This window comes from Enterococcus termitis (genome assembly GCF_001730305.1).
GTDB lineage: Bacteria > Bacillota > Bacilli > Lactobacillales > Enterococcaceae > Enterococcus_L > Enterococcus_L termitis.
Genome location: NZ_MIJY01000001.1, coordinates 33758 through 57266 on the forward strand (window position 1 = coordinate 33758; position 23509 = coordinate 57266).

The 23509-nt window shown below is 38.1% G+C and carries 24 protein-coding genes; 21 read left to right on the top strand and 3 right to left on the bottom strand.

From position 1 onward, the window contains the following. Positions 1–91 precede the first annotated feature (91 nt). Entirely contained in the window at positions 92–904 is an 813-nt protein-coding gene (locus BCR25_RS00180) for a metallophosphoesterase (protein WP_069661595.1), read from the bottom strand. A gap of 258 nt (positions 905–1162) precedes the next feature. Here BCR25_RS00180 and BCR25_RS00185 point away from each other — a divergent pair, with 258 nt between their 5' ends. The 10 genes from BCR25_RS00185 (at position 1163) to recN (ending at position 9931) form a co-directional block, all read left to right on the top strand. Next, positions 1163–2227, top strand: a complete 1065-nt coding sequence (locus BCR25_RS00185; protein ID WP_069661596.1) for a M24 family metallopeptidase — start codon at positions 1163–1165, stop codon at positions 2225–2227. 153 nt (positions 2228–2380) lie between these two features. Continuing rightward, positions 2381–2806 (top strand): Asp23/Gls24 family envelope stress response protein, encoded by a 426-nt coding sequence (locus BCR25_RS00190; protein ID WP_069661597.1) that lies wholly within the window; start codon positions 2381–2383, stop codon positions 2804–2806. After that, a complete protein-coding gene (nusB, locus tag BCR25_RS00195; RefSeq protein ID WP_069661598.1) occupies positions 2799–3245 on the top strand; it encodes a transcription antitermination factor NusB in 447 nt (148 codons plus the stop codon). The genes BCR25_RS00190 and nusB overlap by 8 nt, the downstream gene beginning before the upstream one ends. A 175-nt stretch (positions 3246–3420) precedes the next feature. Beyond that, positions 3421–4266 (top strand): bifunctional methylenetetrahydrofolate dehydrogenase/methenyltetrahydrofolate cyclohydrolase, encoded by an 846-nt coding sequence (locus BCR25_RS00200; RefSeq protein ID WP_069661599.1) that lies wholly within the window; start codon positions 3421–3423, stop codon positions 4264–4266. 9 nt (positions 4267–4275) lie between these two features. Further along, positions 4276–5619, top strand: coding sequence for an exodeoxyribonuclease VII large subunit (gene xseA / locus BCR25_RS00205; RefSeq protein WP_069661600.1), 1344 nt, complete (start codon positions 4276–4278; stop codon positions 5617–5619). A 4-nt stretch (positions 5620–5623) separates the two neighbouring features. Beyond that, on the top strand, positions 5624–5863 hold the full coding sequence (locus BCR25_RS00210; RefSeq protein ID WP_069661601.1) for an exodeoxyribonuclease VII small subunit: 240 nt from the start codon (positions 5624–5626) through the stop codon (positions 5861–5863). Further along, positions 5863–6753 (top strand): polyprenyl synthetase family protein, encoded by an 891-nt coding sequence (locus BCR25_RS00215; RefSeq protein ID WP_069661602.1) that lies wholly within the window; start codon positions 5863–5865, stop codon positions 6751–6753. Before BCR25_RS00210 ends, BCR25_RS00215 begins: the two co-directional genes overlap by 1 nt. 13 nt (positions 6754–6766) lie before the next feature. Further along, positions 6767–7582: a TlyA family RNA methyltransferase gene (locus tag BCR25_RS00220; RefSeq protein WP_069661603.1), complete on the top strand. Its 816-nt coding sequence runs from the start codon at positions 6767–6769 to the stop codon at positions 7580–7582. 188 nt (positions 7583–7770) lie between these two features. Next, on the top strand, positions 7771–8220 hold the full coding sequence (locus BCR25_RS00225) for an arginine repressor (RefSeq protein WP_069661604.1): 450 nt from the start codon (positions 7771–7773) through the stop codon (positions 8218–8220). 19 nt (positions 8221–8239) lie between these two features. After that, positions 8240–9931: a DNA repair protein RecN gene (gene recN, locus BCR25_RS00230; RefSeq protein WP_069661605.1), complete on the top strand. Its 1692-nt coding sequence runs from the start codon at positions 8240–8242 to the stop codon at positions 9929–9931. 171 nt (positions 9932–10102) lie between these two features. Here recN and BCR25_RS19735 read toward each other — a convergent pair whose 3' ends face one another. Further along, complete coding sequence (locus BCR25_RS19735) at positions 10103–10216, bottom strand: DUF4044 domain-containing protein (protein WP_071879564.1); 114 nt, start codon at positions 10214–10216, stop codon at positions 10103–10105. Between the two features lie 71 nt (positions 10217–10287). After that, positions 10288–11244, bottom strand: coding sequence for a magnesium transporter CorA family protein (locus tag BCR25_RS00235; RefSeq protein WP_069661606.1), 957 nt, complete (start codon positions 11242–11244; stop codon positions 10288–10290). 184 nt (positions 11245–11428) lie between these two features. Between BCR25_RS00235 and BCR25_RS00240 the strand changes: the two genes are divergently transcribed. The 11 genes from BCR25_RS00240 to ftsZ all read left to right on the top strand — a co-directional run bounded on the left by BCR25_RS00240 (position 11429) and on the right by ftsZ (position 23503). After that, positions 11429–11800: a DUF3397 domain-containing protein gene (locus tag BCR25_RS00240; RefSeq protein WP_069661607.1), complete on the top strand. Its 372-nt coding sequence runs from the start codon at positions 11429–11431 to the stop codon at positions 11798–11800. Between the two features lie 312 nt (positions 11801–12112). Further along, positions 12113–12544 (top strand): division/cell wall cluster transcriptional repressor MraZ, encoded by a 432-nt coding sequence (gene mraZ / locus BCR25_RS00245; RefSeq protein WP_010762855.1) that lies wholly within the window; start codon positions 12113–12115, stop codon positions 12542–12544. Between the two features lie 13 nt (positions 12545–12557). Next, positions 12558–13517, top strand: coding sequence for a 16S rRNA (cytosine(1402)-N(4))-methyltransferase RsmH (rsmH, locus tag BCR25_RS00250; protein ID WP_069661608.1), 960 nt, complete (start codon positions 12558–12560; stop codon positions 13515–13517). 16 nt (positions 13518–13533) lie between these two features. Continuing rightward, positions 13534–13935 carry a cell division protein FtsL gene (gene ftsL, locus BCR25_RS00255; RefSeq protein ID WP_069661609.1) on the top strand — a complete coding sequence of 134 codons (402 nt, stop codon included), beginning with the start codon at positions 13534–13536 and terminating at the stop codon, positions 13933–13935. After that, positions 13935–15809, top strand: a complete 1875-nt coding sequence (locus BCR25_RS00260) for a peptidoglycan D,D-transpeptidase FtsI family protein (RefSeq protein ID WP_069661610.1) — start codon at positions 13935–13937, stop codon at positions 15807–15809. Before ftsL ends, BCR25_RS00260 begins: the two co-directional genes overlap by 1 nt. Positions 15810–15864: 55 nt before the next feature. Beyond that, positions 15865–16830, top strand: coding sequence for a phospho-N-acetylmuramoyl-pentapeptide-transferase (mraY, locus tag BCR25_RS00265; RefSeq protein WP_069661611.1), 966 nt, complete (start codon positions 15865–15867; stop codon positions 16828–16830). A 385-nt stretch (positions 16831–17215) separates the two neighbouring features. Beyond that, a complete protein-coding gene (gene murD / locus BCR25_RS00270; RefSeq protein WP_069661612.1) occupies positions 17216–18586 on the top strand; it encodes a UDP-N-acetylmuramoyl-L-alanine--D-glutamate ligase in 1371 nt (456 codons plus the stop codon). 7 nt (positions 18587–18593) lie between these two features. Then, positions 18594–19685, top strand: a complete 1092-nt coding sequence (gene murG / locus BCR25_RS00275) for an undecaprenyldiphospho-muramoylpentapeptide beta-N-acetylglucosaminyltransferase (RefSeq protein WP_069662103.1) — start codon at positions 18594–18596, stop codon at positions 19683–19685. A gap of 93 nt (positions 19686–19778) precedes the next feature. Next, positions 19779–20741 carry a cell division protein FtsQ/DivIB gene (locus BCR25_RS00280; protein ID WP_069661613.1) on the top strand — a complete coding sequence of 321 codons (963 nt, stop codon included), beginning with the start codon at positions 19779–19781 and terminating at the stop codon, positions 20739–20741. Positions 20742–20903: 162 nt separating this feature from the next. Further along, the gene (ftsA, locus tag BCR25_RS00285) at positions 20904–22226 is read left to right on the top strand and encodes a cell division protein FtsA (RefSeq protein ID WP_069661614.1); all 1323 of its coding nucleotides are present in this window, start codon (positions 20904–20906) and stop codon (positions 22224–22226) included. A gap of 26 nt (positions 22227–22252) precedes the next feature. Next, on the top strand, positions 22253–23503 hold the full coding sequence (gene ftsZ / locus BCR25_RS00290; protein WP_069661615.1) for a cell division protein FtsZ: 1251 nt from the start codon (positions 22253–22255) through the stop codon (positions 23501–23503). Positions 23504–23509: the final 6 nt, after the last annotated feature.

Genomic DNA, 23509 nt, shown 5'->3' on the forward strand with positions numbered 1-23509 from the left:
CAGGAAAAACAGCCGAAAAAAAGAGCAACAACAAGAAATCCAGGAAATTTATTTCCTGGATTTCTTGTTGTTTACTCACTAACCGATGCTTTTAAAGATATAGATCAAAAACAGCGATTTCCGGCGGAACTCTAAAACGTGCGGCTATTTTAGTCGTACCGAGTCCAGTATTGACATACAAGGTCGTATCGTTTGCTAAATTGTAAAAACCGCTGAAATATTTTTCTGCCATAGCATTTTTGATTGTTAGAAAAGGAACATTGATTTGTCCGCCGTGACTATGACCAGATAAAATCAGTTGAACGTTTTGGTCGATAAGTTCATCTGCTTTGTCCGGCTCGTGACTTAGTAAAATCGTGTAATCACTTTGTCGGTTAATCAAAGTCTCATCAATAGCGGAATTTCCCAATAAAGAGTCATCTAAGCCGCCAATAAAAATTGATTTTCCTTCCGAAAGTGAAACATTGATTCCAGAATTCTCCAATAACTGAAAGTCAGCAGCTGCTAGAATTTCTGGGTACACACGGGCAGCGCCACCGCCATAATCATGGTTGCCCCAAACCGCAAATTTTCCTAACGGAGCGTTCAAGCGGCTTAACGCCGTAACTACTTCCTCCGCCGGTCCGTATTTTGCATAATTATCGAATAAATCGCCGGTAAACAAAATAATATCGGGTTGTTCTTTATTTACTCGTGTGACGATTTTTTCCAACTGGGCTGCAGGATACTTTTCTTGGATATGAATGTCTGAAAGTTGTACAACCTTGACTGGCTTTTGCCCATCGTTATTTCCAATCGTATAGTTATGTGTGACGATTCTTTTGGGTTCTATAAAAAAGGCATATAGAATCATACCGATGATTACAAAAAATAATAATAAGAAAATAATTGATCTTTTTTTCATGTATGTCCTCGCTTTCTTTAGTCACTATATCAAGAATAATTAAAAAAATAATAAAAGCGTTCAAATATATAGAAAACTTTAGAATAATTTAGAAGTTTCGATAAAAAAGTATAAGCTTGCCATTTTATTACTTAGAAAAACTGTTCAAATAAAACTAAAATAAAAAAGATAGTTATGTTTTAGACCGAATAGGTAACAAAGAAAGGGAAAATTTGCTACAATTAAAGAGAACTTTAGAAAGAAAGAGGGAAAATATATATGATGATTAGAGTAAATAAATTAAGAGCTTTAATGAAAGCTAATAATCTGGATGCCTTTTTAGTAACTAGCTCATATAACTTACGCTATTTGACAAATTTCACTGGTACAACTGGGTTAGCAGTGATCACATTAGATAAGGCTTTTTTTGTCACTGATTTTCGTTATACAGAACAAGCTGCTGCACAGGCGCAAGGCTATGAGATCATTCAAAATGCAGGTCCGATTTTTGATGAAGTTGTTGCGATAGCAGAAAAGGAGCAATTGACTAATCTTGCCTTTGAAGAGCTATTTGTTAGCTTTGCAGAATATAGTTTATTAGAAGAAATTACTCCGTGTGATCTAATTCCTGTTGCTGGATTGATCGAAGAATTACGTGAAGTCAAAGATGAAGAAGAAGTTGCAATTATTGAAAAAGCCTGCAGTATTGCAGATCTTGGGTTTAAACATATTTTAACGGTGATCAAACCAGGAATGACAGAAATCGAAATTGCTAATCAGCTGGATTTCTATATGCGCTCATTAGGCGCAACAAGTGTTTCTTTTGAAACGATCGTTGCCAGTGGAGTTCGTTCTGCGATGCCTCATGGTGTAGCGAGTGAAAAGGTGATCGAAAAAGGTGATTTGATTACCTTAGATTTTGGTTGTTATTATCAAGGGTATGTTTCTGATATGACAAGAACCTTTGCAATTGGTGAACCTGACAGTAAATTGAAAGAGATTTATCAAATCGTTTTGGAAGCACAGCTAAAAGTATTAGATGAAGCAAAACCCGGATTGACAGGCATTCAGCTAGATGCAATCGCTCGTGATCATATCGCTTCTTATGGGTATGGAGACGCTTTTGGACATAGCACAGGGCATGGGATTGGGTTGGAAATTCATGAAGGACCAAATGTCTCATTCAGAGCAGATAAACAGTTTGTGCCTGGAAATGTGATCACAGATGAGCCTGGTATCTATCTTCCTGGTCTTGGCGGTGTTCGGATCGAGGACGATTTATTAATTACCAAAGACGGTAATCGTGTCTTGACTCATTCACCTAAAGAATTGATTATCTTATAAATAGCAGAACACGTTTTCTACGCTCTTTTTTTGGTAGCGAAATCGGCCATTTAATGATAAACTAATGGTGAATGTAAACTTAGATAGGTATATGAACGAAAGCTTGGAAATGCAGATAAAGTTTCTCGGACATAACTATTGAGGAGGATAAAAATGACTGACGAAAAAAATCTAGTAATCAATACAAAAGATGCTTTAGGCGAAATCGTAATTGCGCCGGAAGTGATTGAAGTCATTATTGGTATTGCAGCTTCTAAAGTTGATGGCGTATATGGTATGCGCGGAACATTTGCTAATAATGTAACAGAATTTCTTGGCCGTGCTGCTCATGGTAAAGGTGTCTATTTAAGAGCAGAAGAAGAAGGCTTAAAAGTTGATATTTATTGTTACTTGAACTACGGTATTTCAGTACCTAAAGTAGCATTAGACATGCAGGATCGTGTAAAACAACAAGTACTATTTATGACAGATATCGATTTAGTTGAAGTGAACATCCATGTGGTAGCGGTCGTTCCTGAAAAACTTCCAGAACCAGATTTTGATGAATTATTCCCGGAAGAAGAGGGCACAAATGAGTAAGCCTAGTTTTACTCGTCATGAGATTCGTGAAAAAGCGCTGCAAGCTTTATTTCCTTTAGATTTTAATGTTGATTTGACGAAGCAAGATGCGATTTCTTATGCATTGGAGTTGGATAATCGAGAGATCATCAGTGAAGATGGAGAAGAGTTTGTCCCCACTTATTTAGATTTATTAGTAGGTGGCGTTTGTGATCGCAAAGGAGAACTTGACGAGGTTATCGAGAAACATTTAGGTGCAAACTGGTCGATCGCGCGAATCGCCAAAATGGATTTGATTATTTTACGTATGGCTATTTTTGAAATGATGTATGCAGGTGATGTACCGAATACTGTTGCATTAAATGAAGCCATCGAGTTGACTAAAAAGTATAGCGATGACCGTTCAAGAAAGTTTGTCAACGGTGTGTTGTCGAATGTGATGAAAGATATTGAGGATTAAATGGTTCGCATTTTTACTGTTTAACCAGATTTTAGCTGGCTAAGAATAACTCGCAGAGTTGCTCTTAGTCGCTTTTTTTGTACATGAAATCGTTTGTGAGTAGTATTATTGAGTGTTAAGACCTGATAAATTATGCTAAAATAAGACAATACAGACAAAAAAGAGGAGTGATCTTGTGGGAGAGTTAATCAACGGACGTGAGTTAGCAGATAAAATGCAGGCACAAATCAAAGAAGAGGTTGCAGAACTTGAAAAAATCGGGATTCGCCCAGGATTAGTCGTATTGTTGGTAGGCGAGAATCAGGCAAGTCAAACATACGTAAAAAATAAAGATTTAGCGGCGGCGAAAATCGGGATCCATTCAAAGATCGAGCGTTTGCCTGAAACAATTTCTGAGGCGGAGTTGCTGGAAGTGATCGAACGCTATAATCAAGACCCTGAGTTTCATGGTATCTTAGTTCAGCTGCCGTTACCAAAACATATCAATGAAGAAAAAGTATTGCTAGCAGTTGATCCAAATAAAGATGTGGATGGTTTTCACCCAATGAATATGGGGCATTTATTTATCGGTGAGCCTACAATGATTCCTTGTACACCGTACGGCATCATGAAAATGTTTGAAGCGTATAACATTGATCTTGAAGGGAAACGAGCAGTTGTAATCGGACGGAGCAACATTGTGGGCAAGCCGATGGCACAACTGATGATGATGGAAAATGCAACGGTGACGATCGCACATTCTAGAACGGTCGACTTACCGTCAGTTGCTAAAGAAGCAGATATTCTAGTCGTAGCAATCGGACGTGGTCATTTTGTGACGAAAGAGTTCGTGAAACCAGGTGCAGTTGTGATCGATGTGGGTATGAATCGTGATGAAAATGGCAAGTTGATCGGCGATGTGAAGTTCGATGAAGTCTCTGAAATCGCTAGCTACATTACACCTGTTCCTAAAGGTGTAGGCCCAATGACGATCACGATGTTGATGTATCAAACGGTGGAGGCCGCTAAAAAACAAAAGTAAGGTGAGAAGATGGAGCAGCAATATTTAACAGTTACAGCTTTAACCAAATATTTAAAACGTAAATTTGATGCTGATCCATACTTGGAACGTGTCTACTTAACAGGAGAAATTTCTAATTTTCGTTTGAGACCGAATGCTCATCAGTACTTTAGTTTAAAAGATGATGGTGCAAAGATTTCGGCAATCATGTTTAAATCAGCTTTCCAAAAGCTGAAATTTCAACCTAAAGAAGGCATGAAAGTCTTAGTTGTTGGTCGTGTTTCCCTCTATGAAAATGGCGGTTCTTACCAGATTTATGTAGAGCATATGGAGCCGGACGGCGTAGGAGCGTTATACCAAGCGCTGGCAGAACTACGTGAAAAGTTAGGGAAAGAAGGTTTGTTTGAAGGACCGAAAAAAATACTTCCTCGTTATCCGAAAAGAATTGCAGTTGTGACTAGTCCTAGCGGAGCGGTTATTCGAGACATCATTACGACAGTTAAAAGACGATATCCGATTGCCCAACTGGTCTTATTTCCAACCTTAGTGCAGGGAGATCAGGCAGCAGACGATATTGTTCGAAATATCCAGAGAATTGAAGAACTGGGAACATTTGATACCATGATCATTGGACGAGGCGGCGGATCGATCGAGGATCTATGGCCGTTTAATGAAGAGCGAGTTGCTAGAGCGATTTATCAAGCGCAGACACCCATTATTTCCTCAGTAGGGCATGAAACAGATGTTACGATTGCGGATATGGTGGCAGATGTCAGAGCGGCAACACCTACAGCCGCCGCGGAATTGGCAGTACCTGTATTAAATGAGGAACTGTTGAAAATAAGAGATCGGCAAACACGTTTAGAGCAGAGTTTTCTTTATCAGTTGAAACAAAAATCAGACCGCTATCAACGTCTAAAGAACTCCTATGTTTTCAAACAACCGGATCGTTTATACGAAGGACAGACGATCAAGCTGGATCGTATCACTCAGCGTTTGATTCAATCAATGGAAACTATTTATCATCAAAAACAACGTACGGCGCAGGAAATTATCGGTCAATTCAGGCAGCAAAGTCCTCAAAGTCAAATCAGAGAAGGGCAGCAACAATTAAGATTTTTAAATGAATCACTGAATAACCGAATGGAACAATATATGAAAGATAAACAAAAACAGTTTGTTTCTGCAGTTCAACAGCTGGATTTGCTTAGTCCTTTAAAAATAATGGGACGCGGTTATAGCTATACGACGAAAGAGCAACAAGTAATCAAATCAGTAAATGAACTGCAACCAAAAGAAAAAATCCAAATCCATTATGTGGATGGTGTAGTAGATACGGTGGTAGAGCAAATTTTACCAGCGGAAGAGGAGTAAAAAAATGGCCAAAGAAAAAACAGTCGAAAAGACATTTGAAGAATCATTAACGGAATTAGAAGAAATCGTACAACGTTTAGAGCGTGGCGATGTTCCTTTGGAAGAAGCTCTTGCGGCTTTTCAAGAAGGAATGGTCTTAAGTAAACAGTGTCAGGATACTTTAGAAAAAGCTGAAAAAACATTGACGAAAGTAATGACTGAAAATAACGAAGAAATTCCATTTGAAGAAGGAGAGGCAAATTGATGAAAAATTTCACTGATTTTCGTAAGCAACAGTTGCCGCTTATTGAAAAAGAAATGGAAAATTTTATCAATGATTATACAGCAAATGATCGTTTAAAAGAAGCGATGCTGTATTCGATTCATGCGGGTGGCAAACGATTTCGTCCGCTCCTGGTTTTAGCAGTACTTGATTCATTCAATCGAGAAATACAAACTGCGGATTATCAAGTTGCTGCAGCGCTTGAAATGATTCATACGTACTCATTGATTCATGACGATCTGCCGGCGATGGATGATGATGACTTGCGCCGTGGGAAACCGACAAATCATAAAGTATTTGGTGAAGCCCATGCTATTTTAGCTGGGGATGGCTTATTGACGGCTGCTTTTCAACTGGTAGCACTTAGCCAAATTCAGTCTGATCAAAAAGTGCTGCTGATTCAGCTGTTAAGCAAAGCTTCTGGAACACAAGGAATGGTCGCTGGACAAGCAGGAGATCTGCAAGGTGAAAACAGTTCACTGTCACTCGCAGAACTTGCGGATGTGCATGAAAAGAAAACCGGTGCACTGATTGAATTTGCTCTTTTAGCAGGTGGAATTTTAGCGCAACAGCCACAAGAAGTTGTAGACTTACTTGGTGTTTTTGCCAGTCATTTAGGATTGGCCTTTCAAATCAAGGATGATTTATTGGATGCGACGAGTTCAGAAGAAGAACTAGGTAAACAAGTTGGTCGGGATGAAGCGTTAAACAAAAGTACGTATCCAGGCTTGCTTGGCTTAGAAGGTGCAAAAGAAGCATTGGCTGAACAGCTTAATTTAGGCAATGAAACGTTAGAAGCAGTGAAAGAAATAAGCAGTGATTTTCATCTGGCATTATTACAAGAATTTTTAAATCAATTGCGGTTATCATAGAAAGAAGGCACTTATGAAAAAAGAGCGCGTGGATATTTTAGCGTTTAACCAAGGATTATTTGAAACAAGGGAAAAAGCAAAACGGGCAGTGATGGCTGGTCTCGTCTACAATGATAAAAATGAACGATTAGATAAACCGGGAGAGAAAATTTTGATTGAAACACCTCTTCAAGTCAAAGGACAACCATTGCCTTATGTTTCTCGTGGCGGATTAAAATTAGAAAAAGCATTACAGGTTTTCCAAATCGATGTAGTAGATAAGACGATGCTGGATATCGGCGCTTCTACGGGCGGATTTACTGATGTTGCTTTACAAAACGGCGCTCGTTTAAGTTATGCGTTGGATGTGGGCTACAACCAGCTTGCTTGGAAAATTCGTCAAGATGAACGAGTTGTGGTGATGGAACGGACGAATTTTCGGTATAGTACACCCGCAGATTTCGAAGAAGGGATACCAGATATTGCAACGATCGATGTGTCATTTATTTCTTTGAAGCTGATATTGCCGCCGTTACATGCTATTTTAAAACCAGGTGGTCAAGTTGTTGCCTTAATTAAACCACAATTTGAAGCAGGTAAAGAACTTGTTGGTAAAAAAGGAATCGTCCGTGAACCGGAAACCCATAAACTTGTGCTAAATGATATTCTCACTTTTGCGCAAGAGCACGGTTATATGATCAGTGGACTGGATTATTCTCCAATCACAGGTGGTGAAGGAAATATTGAATTTCTAGCCTATCTGACTTCTATTGAAGGAGCAGGAACAATGACCGATTCAGTTGATATAGATGAAGTGGTAGCAGCTGCTCATCGTGAATTGAAAAAGTAGTGAGATGCAGATACTCTTTTATAGTTGATTGCGGTTTAGCTTAAATAGTTTAAACCGCAATTTTTTATTAAAATCAGATGTTAATGTTACGTCAGCTAATCTTTTTGGTGCTCTGCTTTTAGACTTTCAAAATGAATAAAAATACGCTATGATAAAATGGAAATGGATTTGAAAAGGAGCCAATTAGTATGAGAAAAAAAGATCGACATCGTCTGATTACTCGTTTATTAGCAGATAAAAATATTCAAAAACAAGAAGACTTTGTGGCTTACTTACAAGAAAAAGGGGTTGAAGTCACACAGGCCACGATTTCTCGTGATATCAAAGAAATGAAATTGATCAAAGTTCCTTCTGCTGAAGGTGGCTACCGCTACAGTGTTCCTGTTCAAACGCAAGAAGATAGCGCAGTTAAATTAGAAAAATTACTGAAAGATGCATTTATTTCAGTTGATCAGATGGATAAGCAGGTTATTTTGCGTACTATACCAGGGAATGCTGCTGCTGTTTCTAATTTAATTGAAAAACAATACAAAGACATTGTTTTTGCTGCGATCAATGACGATGACAGTGTCTTGATTATTGCGCGGACTGATAAAGATGCAGAGTATTTAAAAGCTGAATTTTTCCGATATATTTAAAAATCGAGGTGAATGAACAATGCTGCAAGAACTTTCTGTAAAGAATTTTGCGATCATATCGTCTTTACGTTTAGACTTTCAAATGGGAATGACGGTTTTAACTGGTGAAACGGGTGCTGGTAAATCGATTATTATCGATGCAATGGGCTTATTGACTGGAGGACGAGGCTCAAGCGATTATATCCGCCAAGGAGCATCAAAATGTGTATTGGAAGGGCTATTTACGATGCCGAAAAACCAAGAATTAGTCAATCTGCTGGAAGAACTTGGTATCGAAAATGATGAGGAATCACTTGTGATCCAACGAGATATTTCCACTTCTGGGAAAAATGTCTGCCGGGTGAACGGTCGAATCATCAACATTGCAAATCTACGCAAAGTTGGAGAATATTTAGTTGATATTCATGGACAAAACGAGCACCAAGAATTGATGCAAAGTGATAGACATTTAGGGATGCTGGATGATTTTGGCGACAAGGAATTATTGAAAATCAAAGAACAATATGAAGAAAGTTATTCTGATTATCGGATGATTGAAAAAAAAGTCAGAAATCGTCAAAAAAATGAAAAAGAATTCGCTCAGCGGATGGACATGCTGCAATTTCAAAGCGATGAAATCGCTGCTGCTCAGCTAGTTGCAGGAGAAGAAGAGCAATTGATAGAAGAGCGGAACAAATTAGGTAATTTCCAAAAAATTGCAGACGCATTAGCTGCGAGTCATGAAGCGATCAACGGAGAAGGCGACAGTAGCTTGGATAAAATCGGTTATGCTATGAATGAACTTTCTTCGATTGAAAACCTTGATCCTGAATACAAAGCGCTTTCGGAAACTGTTCAAAACAGCTATTACTTATTACAAGAAGCTAGTGGTGATTTAACGCGTCATATCGACAGTTTAGAACTAGATGAAAACCGATTAAATGAAGTAGAAACAAGATTAGAATTAATCCGCCAAATGAAACGAAAGTACGGTGAGTCGATCGATTCCATCCTTGAATATTATCATGAAATCACCCGTGAGTTAGCAGATGCTGACTTTCTGGAAGGCCGCACGGGAGAGCTTGAAACGTTATTAGTTGAAAAGAAAAACCAAGTTCTTGAACTTGGAATGAAGTTGCGGACCATTAGAAAAAAAGTTGCAGCTGTTTTAGAAAAAAGTATCTTAAAAGAATTGAAAGAGTTATACATGGAGCGGACAGAATTTGATATACGTTTTTCAGAGCTGCCTGAAGATCAAATCACAGAAGAAGGACTCGATCAAGTCGAATTTTATATTACAACAAACCCAGGTGAGCCGTTGAAGCCTTTAGTTAGAGTAGCTTCTGGTGGTGAACTTTCTCGTGTGATGCTTGCTTTGAAAACCATTTTTTCTAAGTCACAGGGAATTACAAGCATTGTTTTTGACGAAGTGGATACAGGTGTCAGCGGACGTGTGGCACAGGCAATTGCAGATAAGATTTATCAGATTTCAGAAGATTCGCAAGTACTATGTATCACTCATTTGCCCCAAGTCGCAGCCGTTGCTGATTATCAATACTTTATCGAAAAAGAAATCATTGGTGAGCGGACTGAAACAAAAGTTCGACGTTTGGAAGAAAAGGAACGAGTGACAGAAATTGCTCGGATGCTTTCAGGCAGCGAGATCACTAAACTGACAATGGAGCACGCTGAGGAATTATTGAATATGGCTGAGAAAGAACGGAAGGGATAGAGCGTCTATTTCAAGCAATAAAAAGTAGTTTTATTCAGAGCTCTACATCAAAAAAAGGACGAGACAAATACGTTTGTCTCGTCCTTTTTTTGATGTAAGAGATCAAGATAATGAAGGAATAGTGCTCGTGTTTCTTCAAAAAATTGTCTCCGTATATGTTTATTTGGTTGATTATCTCATACTCATGATAGCAGTCAATAATGTCGAACCGGCAATAGCGATCAGCATCAACCAAACAACGACTTTAGTCACTTTAGAGAAAGTACTTGTCTTTTTATCGTTCATTGATCTTACACATCCTTATACTTTACTTTCTTTAGTGTACAACCTTTTGACTAAATCGGCAACCAGAAATTTTACAAAAGGTTTCGTTTCTTTAGCCTGTAAATGACAAAGATGCACGTAACGGTGGTTACAACGGATATCCAAAAAAAGGCATCTTCCCGATTGGCAAACGGCAATTTCACATTCATTCCAAAGACACCTCCAATGATTGTGGGAATCGTTAAGACGATCGTTAGTGAGGTTAGGATCTTCATCACATTATTCAAGTTGTTTGAAACGATTGCTGAAAAAGTATCACTGATTTTATCTACAAGCTTTAACTGAATTTTAGTTGTCGTTGCAGCCTGCTTTGTTTCCACAAGAATATCGTGAAGATGAGGCAAATGAGCTCTAGGATCGCTAAAAATTTTAGCGGAATAAAGTCGGTTCAATACTTCTAAGTTGGAATTGATCGCTGATTCAAAATAGACTAAACTTTTTTGAATATCCATGATTTGATAGAGTTGACTATTTTCAGTGGAGACTTTTAATTCACCTTCCAGCTTATTTGTCTCTTGGATCAATTCTTTTAAAAAGCGATTGTAGCAGGTTGAAATATGCCAAGATAAATATAAAATAAGCGATTCTTGGATCGGTAGTTCACTATTCGGAAAAGGAGTAGTCAATGCCTTTTTCAAGAAATCGGCTGATTTATTAATTACAGTAATTACCTTTCCGTCTGTCGTCAAAATAACTGCAAATGGAAAAGTGTCTAGTTGGGTATAGCCGCTGGGGCTAATGGTTGCGTGCGGGTACTGGACCAGCAATAGAGCCGGTTCTTCCAGTGTATTTTGATGAAGTCCTTCAAAACGAGAATTTTCATCATCATCCAGCACTCCTGTGATATAATCTTTAGGGAGTTTGTAAGTGTCTATTAAGTGATTGATTTCTTCTTCTGATGGTCTTTCGACAGCTAGCCAAATCGTATCTTCCGTAGTTGAATTCGATGAAGTAAACTGTCCATTTTCCAGTGCTAAGTAATTAATCAAAAGCTCACCTCATTCTTTCAAGAGTTTGTTAATTCCATTATAATAGACTTGACTGGTTTTCGGGGAATAAAAGCCTTGTCATTTAGTATTATTTAGGCATGAATTTTTAAACGAAATGAAACATCAGTGTAAAGAAGATGAAGTATAGTTAACTAAGTGTGTTACGAAAGGAATTGTGTAGGAAATGGTGTCGTTTTCAGTCATTATGCTTTTTTGGTATGTTTTTCCAGTAGTTGTTTTATTTGCGTGCAATTTTATTATCTCAACGTTCTCATTGACAGAGCGTTATAAGGTAAAAGCACCAGATATTTCTATTCCATTTTTATTTATAGGACTAAATGAATTATCAAAGGATAGTTATGGACAGTCTATTGTTCCATATATGATCATCTCAGTATTGTTATTGGGGATCTGTGTCGCTGTTTTTCAAGCGTACTATTACGGAGAAATTCTTTACGGCAGATATTTTAAAATGTTTTGGCGTTTAGTTTTTCTTTTAAGCCTGATTTTATATGGAGTGTTGATTTTATTGAATATCTTTCACTATCTGGCATAAGTTGACTGGATAACGAAAAATGCAGCGATGTAGAGCAGGTAAAAATAAGAGCAAATCCCCCACTTTCCTCCACTAAAAAAAATTGTAATATTTTTATGAGAATGATAGGTGAAAAAAAAGAAAGTGAAATCTTTTAAAAAGTTATTATACAGGTGTTGATAGCGTTTTTTAGAGCGGATTTATCTTAATAAGTAATATTACAAACTTTTTAAATAACCATTAAATGCAAGAAGATTATACGTTTTTGGTGGTAGAAAGTGGTAGGATGTGGTAGACTGTTTCTATCAAGTGGAAAAGTGGGGAATATTGGCTATGTTTATGGGTGAATTTCAACATAATATAGATGCCAAAGGCCGACTCATCGTACCTGCTAAATTTCGCGACCAATTAGGCGAGAAATTTGTAGTCACAAGAGGAATGGATGGCTGTTTATTTGGTTATCCAATGTCCGAATGGGAACAACTAGAGGAAAAGTTGAAAGAAATGCCTCTAGCTAAAAAGGATGCCCGCACATTTGTCCGCTTTTTTTATTCGGCTGCAACTGAATGTGAAATCGATAAACAAGGTAGAATCAACATCCCTGCTGCGTTAAGAACACATGGCAGTTTGGAAAAAGCTTGTGTAATCATCGGAGTATCAAACCGAATCGAGATTTGGGATGAAGCCCGCTGGCAAGAATTTTCTACAGAAGCTGAAGAGAATTTTGATGAAATTGCAGAAACAATGATTGATTTTGGTTTTTAGAAAGAGGAGCATTATGACGAAGGACTTTCAGCACTATACTGTTTTATTGAAAGAGACAGTGGATGGGTTACATGTGAAAGAAGACGGCATCTATGTCGATTGTACATTGGGTGGCGCAGGTCATAGTGAGTATTTACTTTCTCAATTAAGCGAACAAGGTCACTTGTACGCATTTGATCAAGACCAGAAGGCATTGGATCATGCAGCACAACGACTAAAGAAATATGTTGATAAAGGCATGGTGACATTTATCAAGTCGAATTTTCGACACCTCGAACAACAATTAGCTGAACAGGAAGTTTATCAAGTTGATGGTATTTTATACGACTTAGGTGTTTCCTCTCCTCAACTGGACGAAGCTGAACGAGGCTTTAGTTATCACCAAGATGCACCTCTGGATATGAGGATGGATCAAGACGCGGATTTTTCTGCATATAATGTAGTGAATGAATATAGCTATAACGAACTCGTAAAGATTTTTTTCCGTTATGGGGAAGAAAAATTTTCAAAACAAGTCGCTAGAGAAATTGAACGTGTTCGAGCAAAAGAGCCGATTCAAACCACTGGAGAATTAGTCGAAATTATTAAGACGGCCATTCCGGCACCTGCCAGAAGAAAAGGCGGTCATCCAGCCAAACGAATTTTCCAAGCGATTCGAATCGCTGTGAATGATGAACTTGGCGTTGTAGAAGAGTCATTAGAGCAAGCTATTGCTTTATTAAATAAAAATGGTCGGATTAGTGTGATTACATTTCACTCTTTAGAAGATCGAATCGTCAAAAATATGTTTAAAGAATACAGTACTATACAAGATTTACCTCCGGGTATCCCGGTCGTTCCAGAAGAGTTTCAACCGGAACTAAAAGTAATCACAAGAAAGCCAATTTTACCTGGTGAGATTGAATTGGCTGAAAATAATCGCTCAAGAAGTGCAAAACTAAGAATTGCCGAAAAGGTAAAATCAAACATTTAGAGGAAGGGGTAACGAAATGGCTGAGTTAAAAAGACTGGATGATTTTCAATACGATGTTCCAGTAATGGATGAGCCAATCGTAGAGGTAGAACATGAACCTAAAGTTCAAAAAAATCCCAATTTACCCCAATCTCCGAAAAGGAAGCTGAGAAATATCTCACTCTTAGAAAAGACTATCGGCTTTTTGTTGCTCGTAGCGATTATTGGTATAGCAGTTCTCACCATTCAAGTACGTACATCTATTACACAAATGACTAATGAAATCACTGAAACGCAAGCAATGATCCAAGAAAAAGAAGAATCTGCTTTGAAATTGGAACAACAAAAAAATGAATTATCAAAAGCGGATCGTATCAAGGACGTTGCAAAGAAAAAAGGTCTTTCAGATAACGTTGATAACATAAGGAACGTGAAATAATGAGTATAAAAAATAAAATAAAGAATTTTGTCAAAAAGAAGAACTTAAATCCAATGAACAATCGTAAAAAAGTAGGCATTATTTTATTTGCTACGAGTATTGGATTGTTCTTTTTATTTGCCTTTAGATTGACGTATATCGTTGCAGTTGGAAAAGTAGCAGGTGTTTCGCTACCAGAAAAAACAGCTAATTTGTATCAAGGCAGCAGCGTGGTCAAAGCTAAAAGAGGCGCTATATTGGATCGGAATGGTGAAGTAATTGCAGAAGATGCAACCTCTTACTCTGTTTACGCGATTTTATCTGAAACCTATCTGGGTGAAGAAAACAAAAAACTCTATGCCCAGAAAAAAGATTTTGATGCTTTAGCGGAAATTTTGGACCAAAATACCGAACTCACAAAAGATGAAGCATTGAAATATTTAAACGGTGGTGTCAATGAAGACGGAACTGTAAGATTCCAAGTAGAATTTGGCACTAAAGGAAAAAATCTCACTTTAGAAACTAGACAAAAAATTGAAGACATGTTAAAAGAACAAAAACTCGCTGGTCTTTATTTTGAGGGGCATCCAGCGCGAATTTATCCAAATGGTGTCTTTGCCTCTCACTTTATTGGTTATACGGATGCAGCAGATGCAGACGACGATTCCAAAGGATTGATCGGAAAAATGGGTTTGGAAGAATCGTATAATGATATTTTGAGTGGACATGATGGAAAAATCGATTACAAAAAAGATGTGTATGGCAATCCGCTTCCAGGAACGATTGCTAGTGAAAAAAAAGCAGTGGATGGACAAGATATCTATACAACATTAGATATGCGCATTCAAAGTCAGTTAGAGTCTCTTATGGATCCGGTTGTTGAAGAATATGAACCGGAAGAAATGACAGCAATGCTAATGAAAGCAAAATCTGGCGAAATCATTGCAATGTCACAGCGACCATCATTTAATCCTGAAACAAAAGAAGGGTTGGGAAAAGATGCTATTTGGCGCAATCTTTTAGTTGAAGATAAATTCGAACCAGGTTCGACCATGAAATTGTTCACAGCTGCGGCTGCGATTCAAGAAGGAAAATTTAATCCCAATGCGACATTTGCTTATCCCGCTGGCGGATACAAATTGGATGACAGAACGGTAAACGATCATGATTTTGGCGCCATTGGAACGTTGACGTTTCGACAAGCAATTTCTTGGTCTAGTAATGTTGGGATGCTAACACTTGAACAAAGTATGGGCGGCGAAAAATGGAAAGAATACTTGGAGAAATTTGGATTTGGTAAATCAACTAATTCAGGTTTAGCAGGTGAGTCAGCCGGAAGTCTTCCAGGAGACAACTGGGTCGATCAAGCGATGTCTTCGTTTGGACAAGCTGTTGACGTGACGAATTTTCAAATGATGCAGGCTTTTACAGCGATCGCAAATGATGGATCAATGTTGAAGCCGCAATATATCAATAAAATTGTTGATAGAAATACTGGTGAAGAAAAAGTCACACAACCTGAAAGTGTCGGTCAGCAAATTATCACACCCCAAGCAGCAAGTGATATTCGGACATATATGATCGATACAGTAGAAGATCCAACCTATGGGATTGCTTATGATGTTTATAAAGTACCTGGTTATCATGTAGCTGCTAAAACAGGGACTGCACAGATTACCGGAGAAAATGGCTATATGGCTGGTTTGACAGATTATACCTATTCGGTTGTTGAAATGGTTCCAGCAGATAACCCAGAATATATTTTATATCTAACAATGAAGAAACCTCAAAGTTACACAAGAGAAGCACTTGCGAAAATTGCGAATCCGTTGATGAAAGTTGTGATGGATTCGGTAGATAGTGAGTCGACTGAAGCAGCTGATGTTGCAAAATAAGTAGTTAAAAAATGATGAACAACATAAAAAGAGTGGAATAATTAGGAGAGATATCATGGAGTGGACGCAAATTTTTATCCCGATAGTATTTAGCTTCGCTATTACGGTGGCAGTGATGCCGATTTTTATCGGATATTTTCAAATGAAAAAACAAGGTCAGACGACGCGTGAAGATGGACCCACTTGGCATAATGTGAAAACAGGTACGCCGACGATGGGAGGACTCGTCTTCCTAGTTGCCAGCTTGATCACGTCATTATTAGTGGGATTGTGGAAACAAGAGTTTACTCCGTCACTACTTATTATTTTATTCATTCTAGTTCTTTATGGACTATTAGGATTTCTTGATGATTTTATCAAAGTGTTCAAAAAAAGAAATATGGGACTGAATTCTCGTCAAAAATTAGTTGGCCAAATTATTGGCGGCTTAGTGTTCTATTTTGTGTATCGTTCTGAAGGCTTACCCGATTCACTAGATCTTTTTGGAATCACTACGTTGCCTTTAGGTATTTTTTATGGTGTCTTTGTGATTTTCTGGTTAGTTGGTTTTTCAAATGCAGTAAATCTAACTGATGGAATAGATGGTTTGGTTGCCGGACTTGGGACGATTTCATTTGGTACATACGCAATCATTGCGTGGAAGCAGCAGCAGTTTGATGTAGTGATCATTTGTTTAAGTGTGATTGGCGGATTAATCGGCTTCTTTCCTTATAATAGAAAGCCAGCAAAAATATTCATGGGTGATGTCGGTTCGCTTGCATTAGGTGGATTACTTGCAGCGATTTCTATTATTTTACGTCAAGAATGGACATTGTTGCTGATTGGACTAGTTTACGTATGTGAAACAGCTAGTGTGATTTTACAAGTTACTTCCTTTAAATTATTCGGTAAACGAATTTTTAAAATGTCTCCGATCCATCATCATTTTGAAATGTGTGGTTGGTCAGAATGGAAAATCGATATTGTCTTTTGGCTGACAGCACTAGTTTGTTCAGGCGTTACACTGTGGATTATTTTTTAAACGGTGTTGATTGATTCAGCCACAAGAAGTAACTTAGAAAAGTAGAGAAACATCGAATGAAATAAAGAGCATTTCACTCTCAATTTCCTAACTTTCTACAAGACTAATCGCTTCTCTCAGCTTTTATTGTCTAGCATCAAGAAGCAGCCTTTAGGAAAGTAGAGAAACATCGAATGAAATAAAGAGCATTTCACTCTCAATTTCCTAACTTTCTACAAGACTAATCGCTTCTCTCAGCTTTTAATATGTCTAGCATCAAGAAGCAACTCTTAGGAAAATAGATAAATTATGCTAAGAAACAAAGAGCGTTTCGTATCAAATTTCCTAATTTTCTACAGAGTTAACCGCTTCTCTCAGCTTTTATATAAGATAAGGAGAATTTATGATGAAAAAAATTACTGATTATGAAAACAAAAAAGTCCTTGTTCTTGGGCTGGCAAAGAGTGGCGTTAGTGCGGCGAAGTTGCTTCATGAGCTAGGTGCATTAGTGACAGTGAATGATTTTAAACAATTTGATCAAAACCCGGAAGCCCAAGATTTGTTAACCTTGGGTATTCGTGTTGTTACAGGTGGACATCCCATTGAACTCTTGGATGAAGATTTTTCTTTGATTGTTAAAAATCCGGGTATTCCTTACACGAATCCTTTGGTAGAAAAAGCATTGGAAATGAAATTGCCAATCATTACAGAAGTTGAGCTGGCTTATCAAATTGCGGAGTGTCCGATTATTGGGATTACTGGAACAAATGGAAAGACAACAACGACAACGATGATTGGGTTACTTTTAAATGCTGAACGAGCAGATGGAACAGCTAGATTAGCTGGAAATATCGGTTATCCTGCAAGTGAAGTTGCGGAAGAAGCTAAATCAGCAGATGATATTGTGATGGAGTTATCAAGTTTCCAATTGATGGGGATTCAAACGTTTCGACCAGAGATAGCGGTTATTACGAATATTTATGAAGCACATTTAGATTATCATGGTTCTAGAGAAGAGTATGTCAAAGCAAAATGGGCTTTGCAGAAAAACATGAAAGAAACTGATTTTCTAGTATTGAACTGGAATCAGCAAGAGTTGCAAGAATTGAGTAAGACGACTCAAGCTACGATTATTCCATTTTCAACAAAAGAAAAAGTAGCGGGCGCCTATCTTTTAGAAGATAAAATTTATTATGAGGATGAATACATCATGAGTTCGAAAGAATTAGGTGTACCAGGGAGTCATAATATTGAAAATGCGCTAGCTGCGATTGTAGTAGCCAAATTGAAACATGTTCCGACTGCTGCAATAAGACAGACGTTGATGATTTTCACAGGGGTACCCCATCGGACGCAGTATGTCGGTGAAATAGCTGGACGTAAATTTTATAATGATTCAAAGGCGACTAATATTTTGGCTACTGAGATGGCTTTAAGTGGTTTTGAGCGTTCGTCACTGCTCTTGCTAGCTGGCGGATTGGATCGAGGCAACGAGTTTGATGAATTGGTTCCTTCGCTAAAGGGAGTTAAAGCAATTTACTTATTCGGAGAAACGAAAGAAAAGTTAAAAAAGGCAGCACTTGCAGCAGGAATCACAGAAATTCATTTAACTGAAAATGTTCAATCAGCTGTACAGGATGCCTATGAATTTTCTGAAAAAAATGATACTATTCTATTATCGCCTGCGTGTGCAAGCTGGGATCAATACCCCAACTTTGAATTGCGTGGAGATGCTTTTATTCAAGCAATGAATCAGCTAAATGACAAAGAAAAGTGAGAGAATTATGAAGATATTGATAACCGGAGGCGGAACAGGCGGACATATTTATCCAGCTTTGGCTTTTGTTAATCACGTCAGAGAAGTAGAACCTGATACGGAATTCATGTATGTTGGGACGGAAAACGGACTTGAAAGCCAGATCGTTCCTAAATATGATATTCCATTTAAGACCATCAAAATACAAGGATTTCGACGGTCACTAAGCCCTCAAAATATTAAGACTGTGTATCTTTTCCTTAGCAGTATCGGAAAAGCTAAAAAAATGATTAAAGAATTTCAACCGGATGTCGTCATTGGGACGGGCGGCTATGTATCAGGCTCTGTCGTCTATGCGGCAAAGCAATTAAAGATTCCAACGATCGTTCACGAGCAAAACAGCATACCTGGTATAACAAACAAGTTTTTAAGTAAGTATGCAACAAAAGTTGCTATTTGTTTTCCAGATGTTGCCGAGTATTTTCCAAAAGAAAAAGTCGTTCTAACAGGAAACCCTCGTGCGCAAGAAGTAGTGACAACTCAAAAAACGGAAGTCCTAAAAGACTACGGCTTACTGCCAGAGAAAAAGACAGTGGTCATCTTTGGTGGCAGCCGCGGTGCTTTGAAGATCAATCAAGCTTTTGTTGAGGCACTGCCATTGTTTGAAGAAAAAGAATATCAGGTGCTTTACGCTTCCGGAGAAAGATATTATAAAGAATTACAAAAAAACGTAAATCTTGCCGGAAAAAAATTGACAAATGTAAGCATTCAGCCGTATATTGATAAAATGGCGCAAGTGCTGGCTGCAGTAGATTTAATGGTCGGCCGAGCTGGAGCTACTTCTATCGCGGAATTTACAGCATTAGGCTTGCCAGCAATTTTAGTGCCAAGTCCGTATGTGACAAATGACCATCAAACAAAAAATGCCCAAAGTTTAGTCAAATCTGGAGCTGTTGAAATGATTCGTGACCAAGACCTGACAGGAGCTAAATTAGTAGCAGAAATTGATGCGATTTTATTAGATGCAGAGCGTCATGCTGCTATGGCTGAAGCTTCTAAAAAAGAAGGCATCCCAGATGCCAGTGATCGACTATACAAAGTGGTCAAAGAAATTACTTGATAGGGGGTGTAAAAGATTAGTAAGAAGAAAGACGATCCAGGAGAAACTAAAGACCAGCAAGAAGAAACACTTGAGCCAATCGATGAACAACAGTTGACTCCATGGCAAAAAGAAAATCTGGAATACTTAAAAACACAAGGAGATCAACCAGCCTGGAACCCATCGGTCGTGCCAAACGAGGCTCAAGAGGAAGAAGACGAGCAAGAAAAAGAAGCAAAAACTGAAGCAGAAACGCCGTCAGAGGATTTAGTCCCTGAAGAAAAAACACAGCAAACTTACGAATCTTTTGCAGACCGCTTACCAAATATAAAAAAAGTACGAAATACGCGATTATATCGACGTTTATCATTGATCATATCGGTATTTTTAATTGCGATTTTGATTGTACTTTACTTTGTTTCTCCGCTGAGTAAATTAGGTAATATTGGTGTGACTGGGAATACGTCTGTCGAAAGTCAAAAGGTCATCGAGCAATCGAAACTTGAAAAAGGTGTCAGTCTTTGGGAGCAGTTTGGCGATAGAAATATCTATGAAGAAAAAATCAAACGTCAATTGCCGCGTGTGAAAAAAGCAACCATCTCGTTGAGCGGAATCAACTCGTTCAACATAAAAATCGAAGAGTATAAAGTAGTCGCTTTGGAATCCATTAATAATATCTACCATCCAATTTTAGAAAATGGAAAGATTTTATCAGAGGAAATGAATGCTCCAGTAAGTGGGATGCCCGTTTTCCAGAATTTTAAAGATCAGAAAATCATTCGAAACTTAATAAATTCTTATAATCAGCTTCCAGAAGATATCAAGCAAAATATCTCTGAAATTCGTTATGCTCCTTCTAATGCAAATAAAGAATTGATCAATTTGCATATGAAAGATGCAAATGAAGTGATCGTAAATATTTCGCAATTGGAGCAGAAAATGGCGTATTACGGGAAAGTAGCTGGTCAAATGGAAAGTCCTGGAATCATTGATATGGAAGTTGGAATTTTCTCTTATCCAGTAAATAATGGAGAGACTGAGCAAAGCGCAGAGGAATCATCTGAGGCACTTGAATAAACTTAAGAAAATAAAAAGCATAAAATAGTAGAATCTGCTTTCTAAAAAGCCCATGTTTATGGTAAAATTGAAAGAAGTGAGTATTCATTAAAAAATATATATGTAAACAGCTCTTTGATGCTTGTTTACATATTGGAATTAATAGGAGGAGGAACCCCATTCATGGCAAAGACAGGAATGTATGTAGGCCTTGATATTGGTACAACATCTGTAAAAGTTGTAGTGGCTGAATTTATTGAAGGTCAAATGAATATTATTGGCGTAGGAAATGCAAAATCTGATGGATTAAATCGAGGCATCATCGTCGATATTGATAAAACAGTAAATGCGATTCAAAGAGCAGTAAGACAAGCAGAAGAAAAAGCGGGAATTCAAATTAAAAGTGTGAATGTGGGGTTACCAGCAAACTTACTTGAAGTGGAAAATTGCCAAGGAATGATCGCTGTAAGTAGTGAGTCAAAAGAAATCACTGATGAAGATGTACGTAATGTTGCATCGGCAGCTCTGGTTCGTTCAACTCCTCCTGAACGTCAAATCGTTGCAATTTTACCTCAAGAATTTACAGTAGATGGGTTTGAAGGAATCAAAGACCCTAGAGGAATGATTGGCGTTCGTTTAGAAATGTTCGGTGTTGTCTTTACAGGACCGAAAACAATTATTCACAATACAAGAAAATGTGTTGAAAAAGCTGGTTTAACAGTCAATGAATTAGTGATTATGCCTTTAGCTTTAACTGAAACAGTTCTATCTGATGGCGAAAAAGATTTTGGTACGATCGTTATCGATATGGGCGGCGGTCAAACAACAACTTCTGTGATGCATGATAAACAATTGAAGTTCACTCATGTCAATCAAGAAGGCGGAGAATTCGTCACTAAAGATGTTTCGATTGTATTGAATACATCATTCAATAATGCAGAAGCCTTAAAGATCAATTATGGTGATGCTTATCCAGAAAGAACATCAGTTAGTGAAGAGTTTCCAGTTGATGTGATCGGTAAGTCAGAGCCCGTTAAGGTTGATGAACGCTATCTTTCGGAAGTAATCGAAGCAAGAGTGGAACAAATCTTCAAAAAATCAAAAGAAGTACTTGACGAAATCGATGCATTGGAATTGCCTGGCGGTGTTATTTTAACTGGCGGCGGCGCAAGTCTTCCTGGTGTGGTAGATCTAGCACAGGAGATTTTTGATGCAAGTGTGAAATTGTATGTTCCTAATCATATGGGCTTACGTAACCCAGTATTTACCAACGTGATTAGTATCGTAGAATACTCAGCTCAGCTTAACGATATTTACCATATCGCTAAGGGAGCAATCCCAGGTGAAAAAATAAAAACTTCACCGTCAATCGCTGTTCAGCAGGAAGTTCAATATGATACATATGCTGATAGTGTACAAGAAGATTACGATGATTCAGAAATTCATGAATCTGGTGAAAAAGTTACAGGTAAAATCAAAGACTTCTTCTCAAACATTTTTGACTAACAATTAAAACAGGAGGAAACGATACTATGGAATTTTCTTTAGATAATAACATTAACAATGGCGCTGTCATCAAAGTTATCGGAGTAGGCGGCGGCGGCGGCAATGCTGTTAACCGCATGATCGAAGAAAACGTCAAAGGCGTAGAATTCATCGCTGCAAATACAGATGTACAAGCCCTTAAAAACTCAAATGCCGAGACAGTCATTCAACTTGGACCTAAGTACACACGTGGTTTAGGTGCAGGTTCTCAACCCGAAGTTGGCCAAAAAGCTGCAGAAGAAAGTGAACAAGTAATATCAGATGCGTTACAAGGTGCTGATATGATTTTCATCACTGCTGGTATGGGCGGCGGAACCGGAACAGGAGCGGCTCCTGTAGTTGCTAAAATCGCTAAAGAATTAGGTGCTTTAACTGTTGGAGTTGTAACAAGACCATTCAGTTTTGAAGGACCAAAACGTGGACGTTTTGCAGCAGAAGGTATCGCTCTTTTGAAAGAAAACGTTGATACATTATTAATCATCTCAAATAACCGTTTACTAGAAGTCGTTGATAAAAAGACGCCAATGCTTGAAGCATTCCGTGAAGCAGACAATGTTTTACGTCAAGGTGTTCAAGGTATTTCAGATTTGATTACAGCACCAGGCTATGTCAACTTAGACTTCGCTGATGTGAAAACAGTAATGGAAAATCAAGGAACAGCTTTGATGGGAATTGGTGTTGCCAGTGGTGAAGATCGTGTCATCGAAGCAACGAAAAAAGCAATCTCTTCTCCATTGTTGGAAACATCAATCGATGGTGCTGAACAAGTCCTATTGAATATCACTGGCGGACTTGATATGACATTATTCGAAGCTCAAGATGCTTCTGATATCGTGACAAGTGCTGCTACTGGTGATGTGAATATCATTCTCGGTACATCTATTAATGAAGATTTAGGTGATGAAATTCGTGTAACTGTAATTGCGACAGGAATCGATCCTTCTAAAAAAGATCGTAAGTCACCACGTCAAAATAGACCAACTCAAATCCAAACAGTCCAACAAGCACCAGTGCTTGATATGGAACAGTCAAAACCGTCACAGCCTCAACCACAAGAAGAGTCTAGTGCTTTTGGAGATTGGGATATCCGTCGTGAACAAAACGTACGACCTAAAGTAGACGATTCAACATTTGATAATGCTGAAAAGAAAGACTTTGAAACGTTTCATCGTGAAGAACCAACACAAAACAATGACGATGAATTAAACACACCACCATTTTTCCGCAGAAAAAGATAGGAGCGA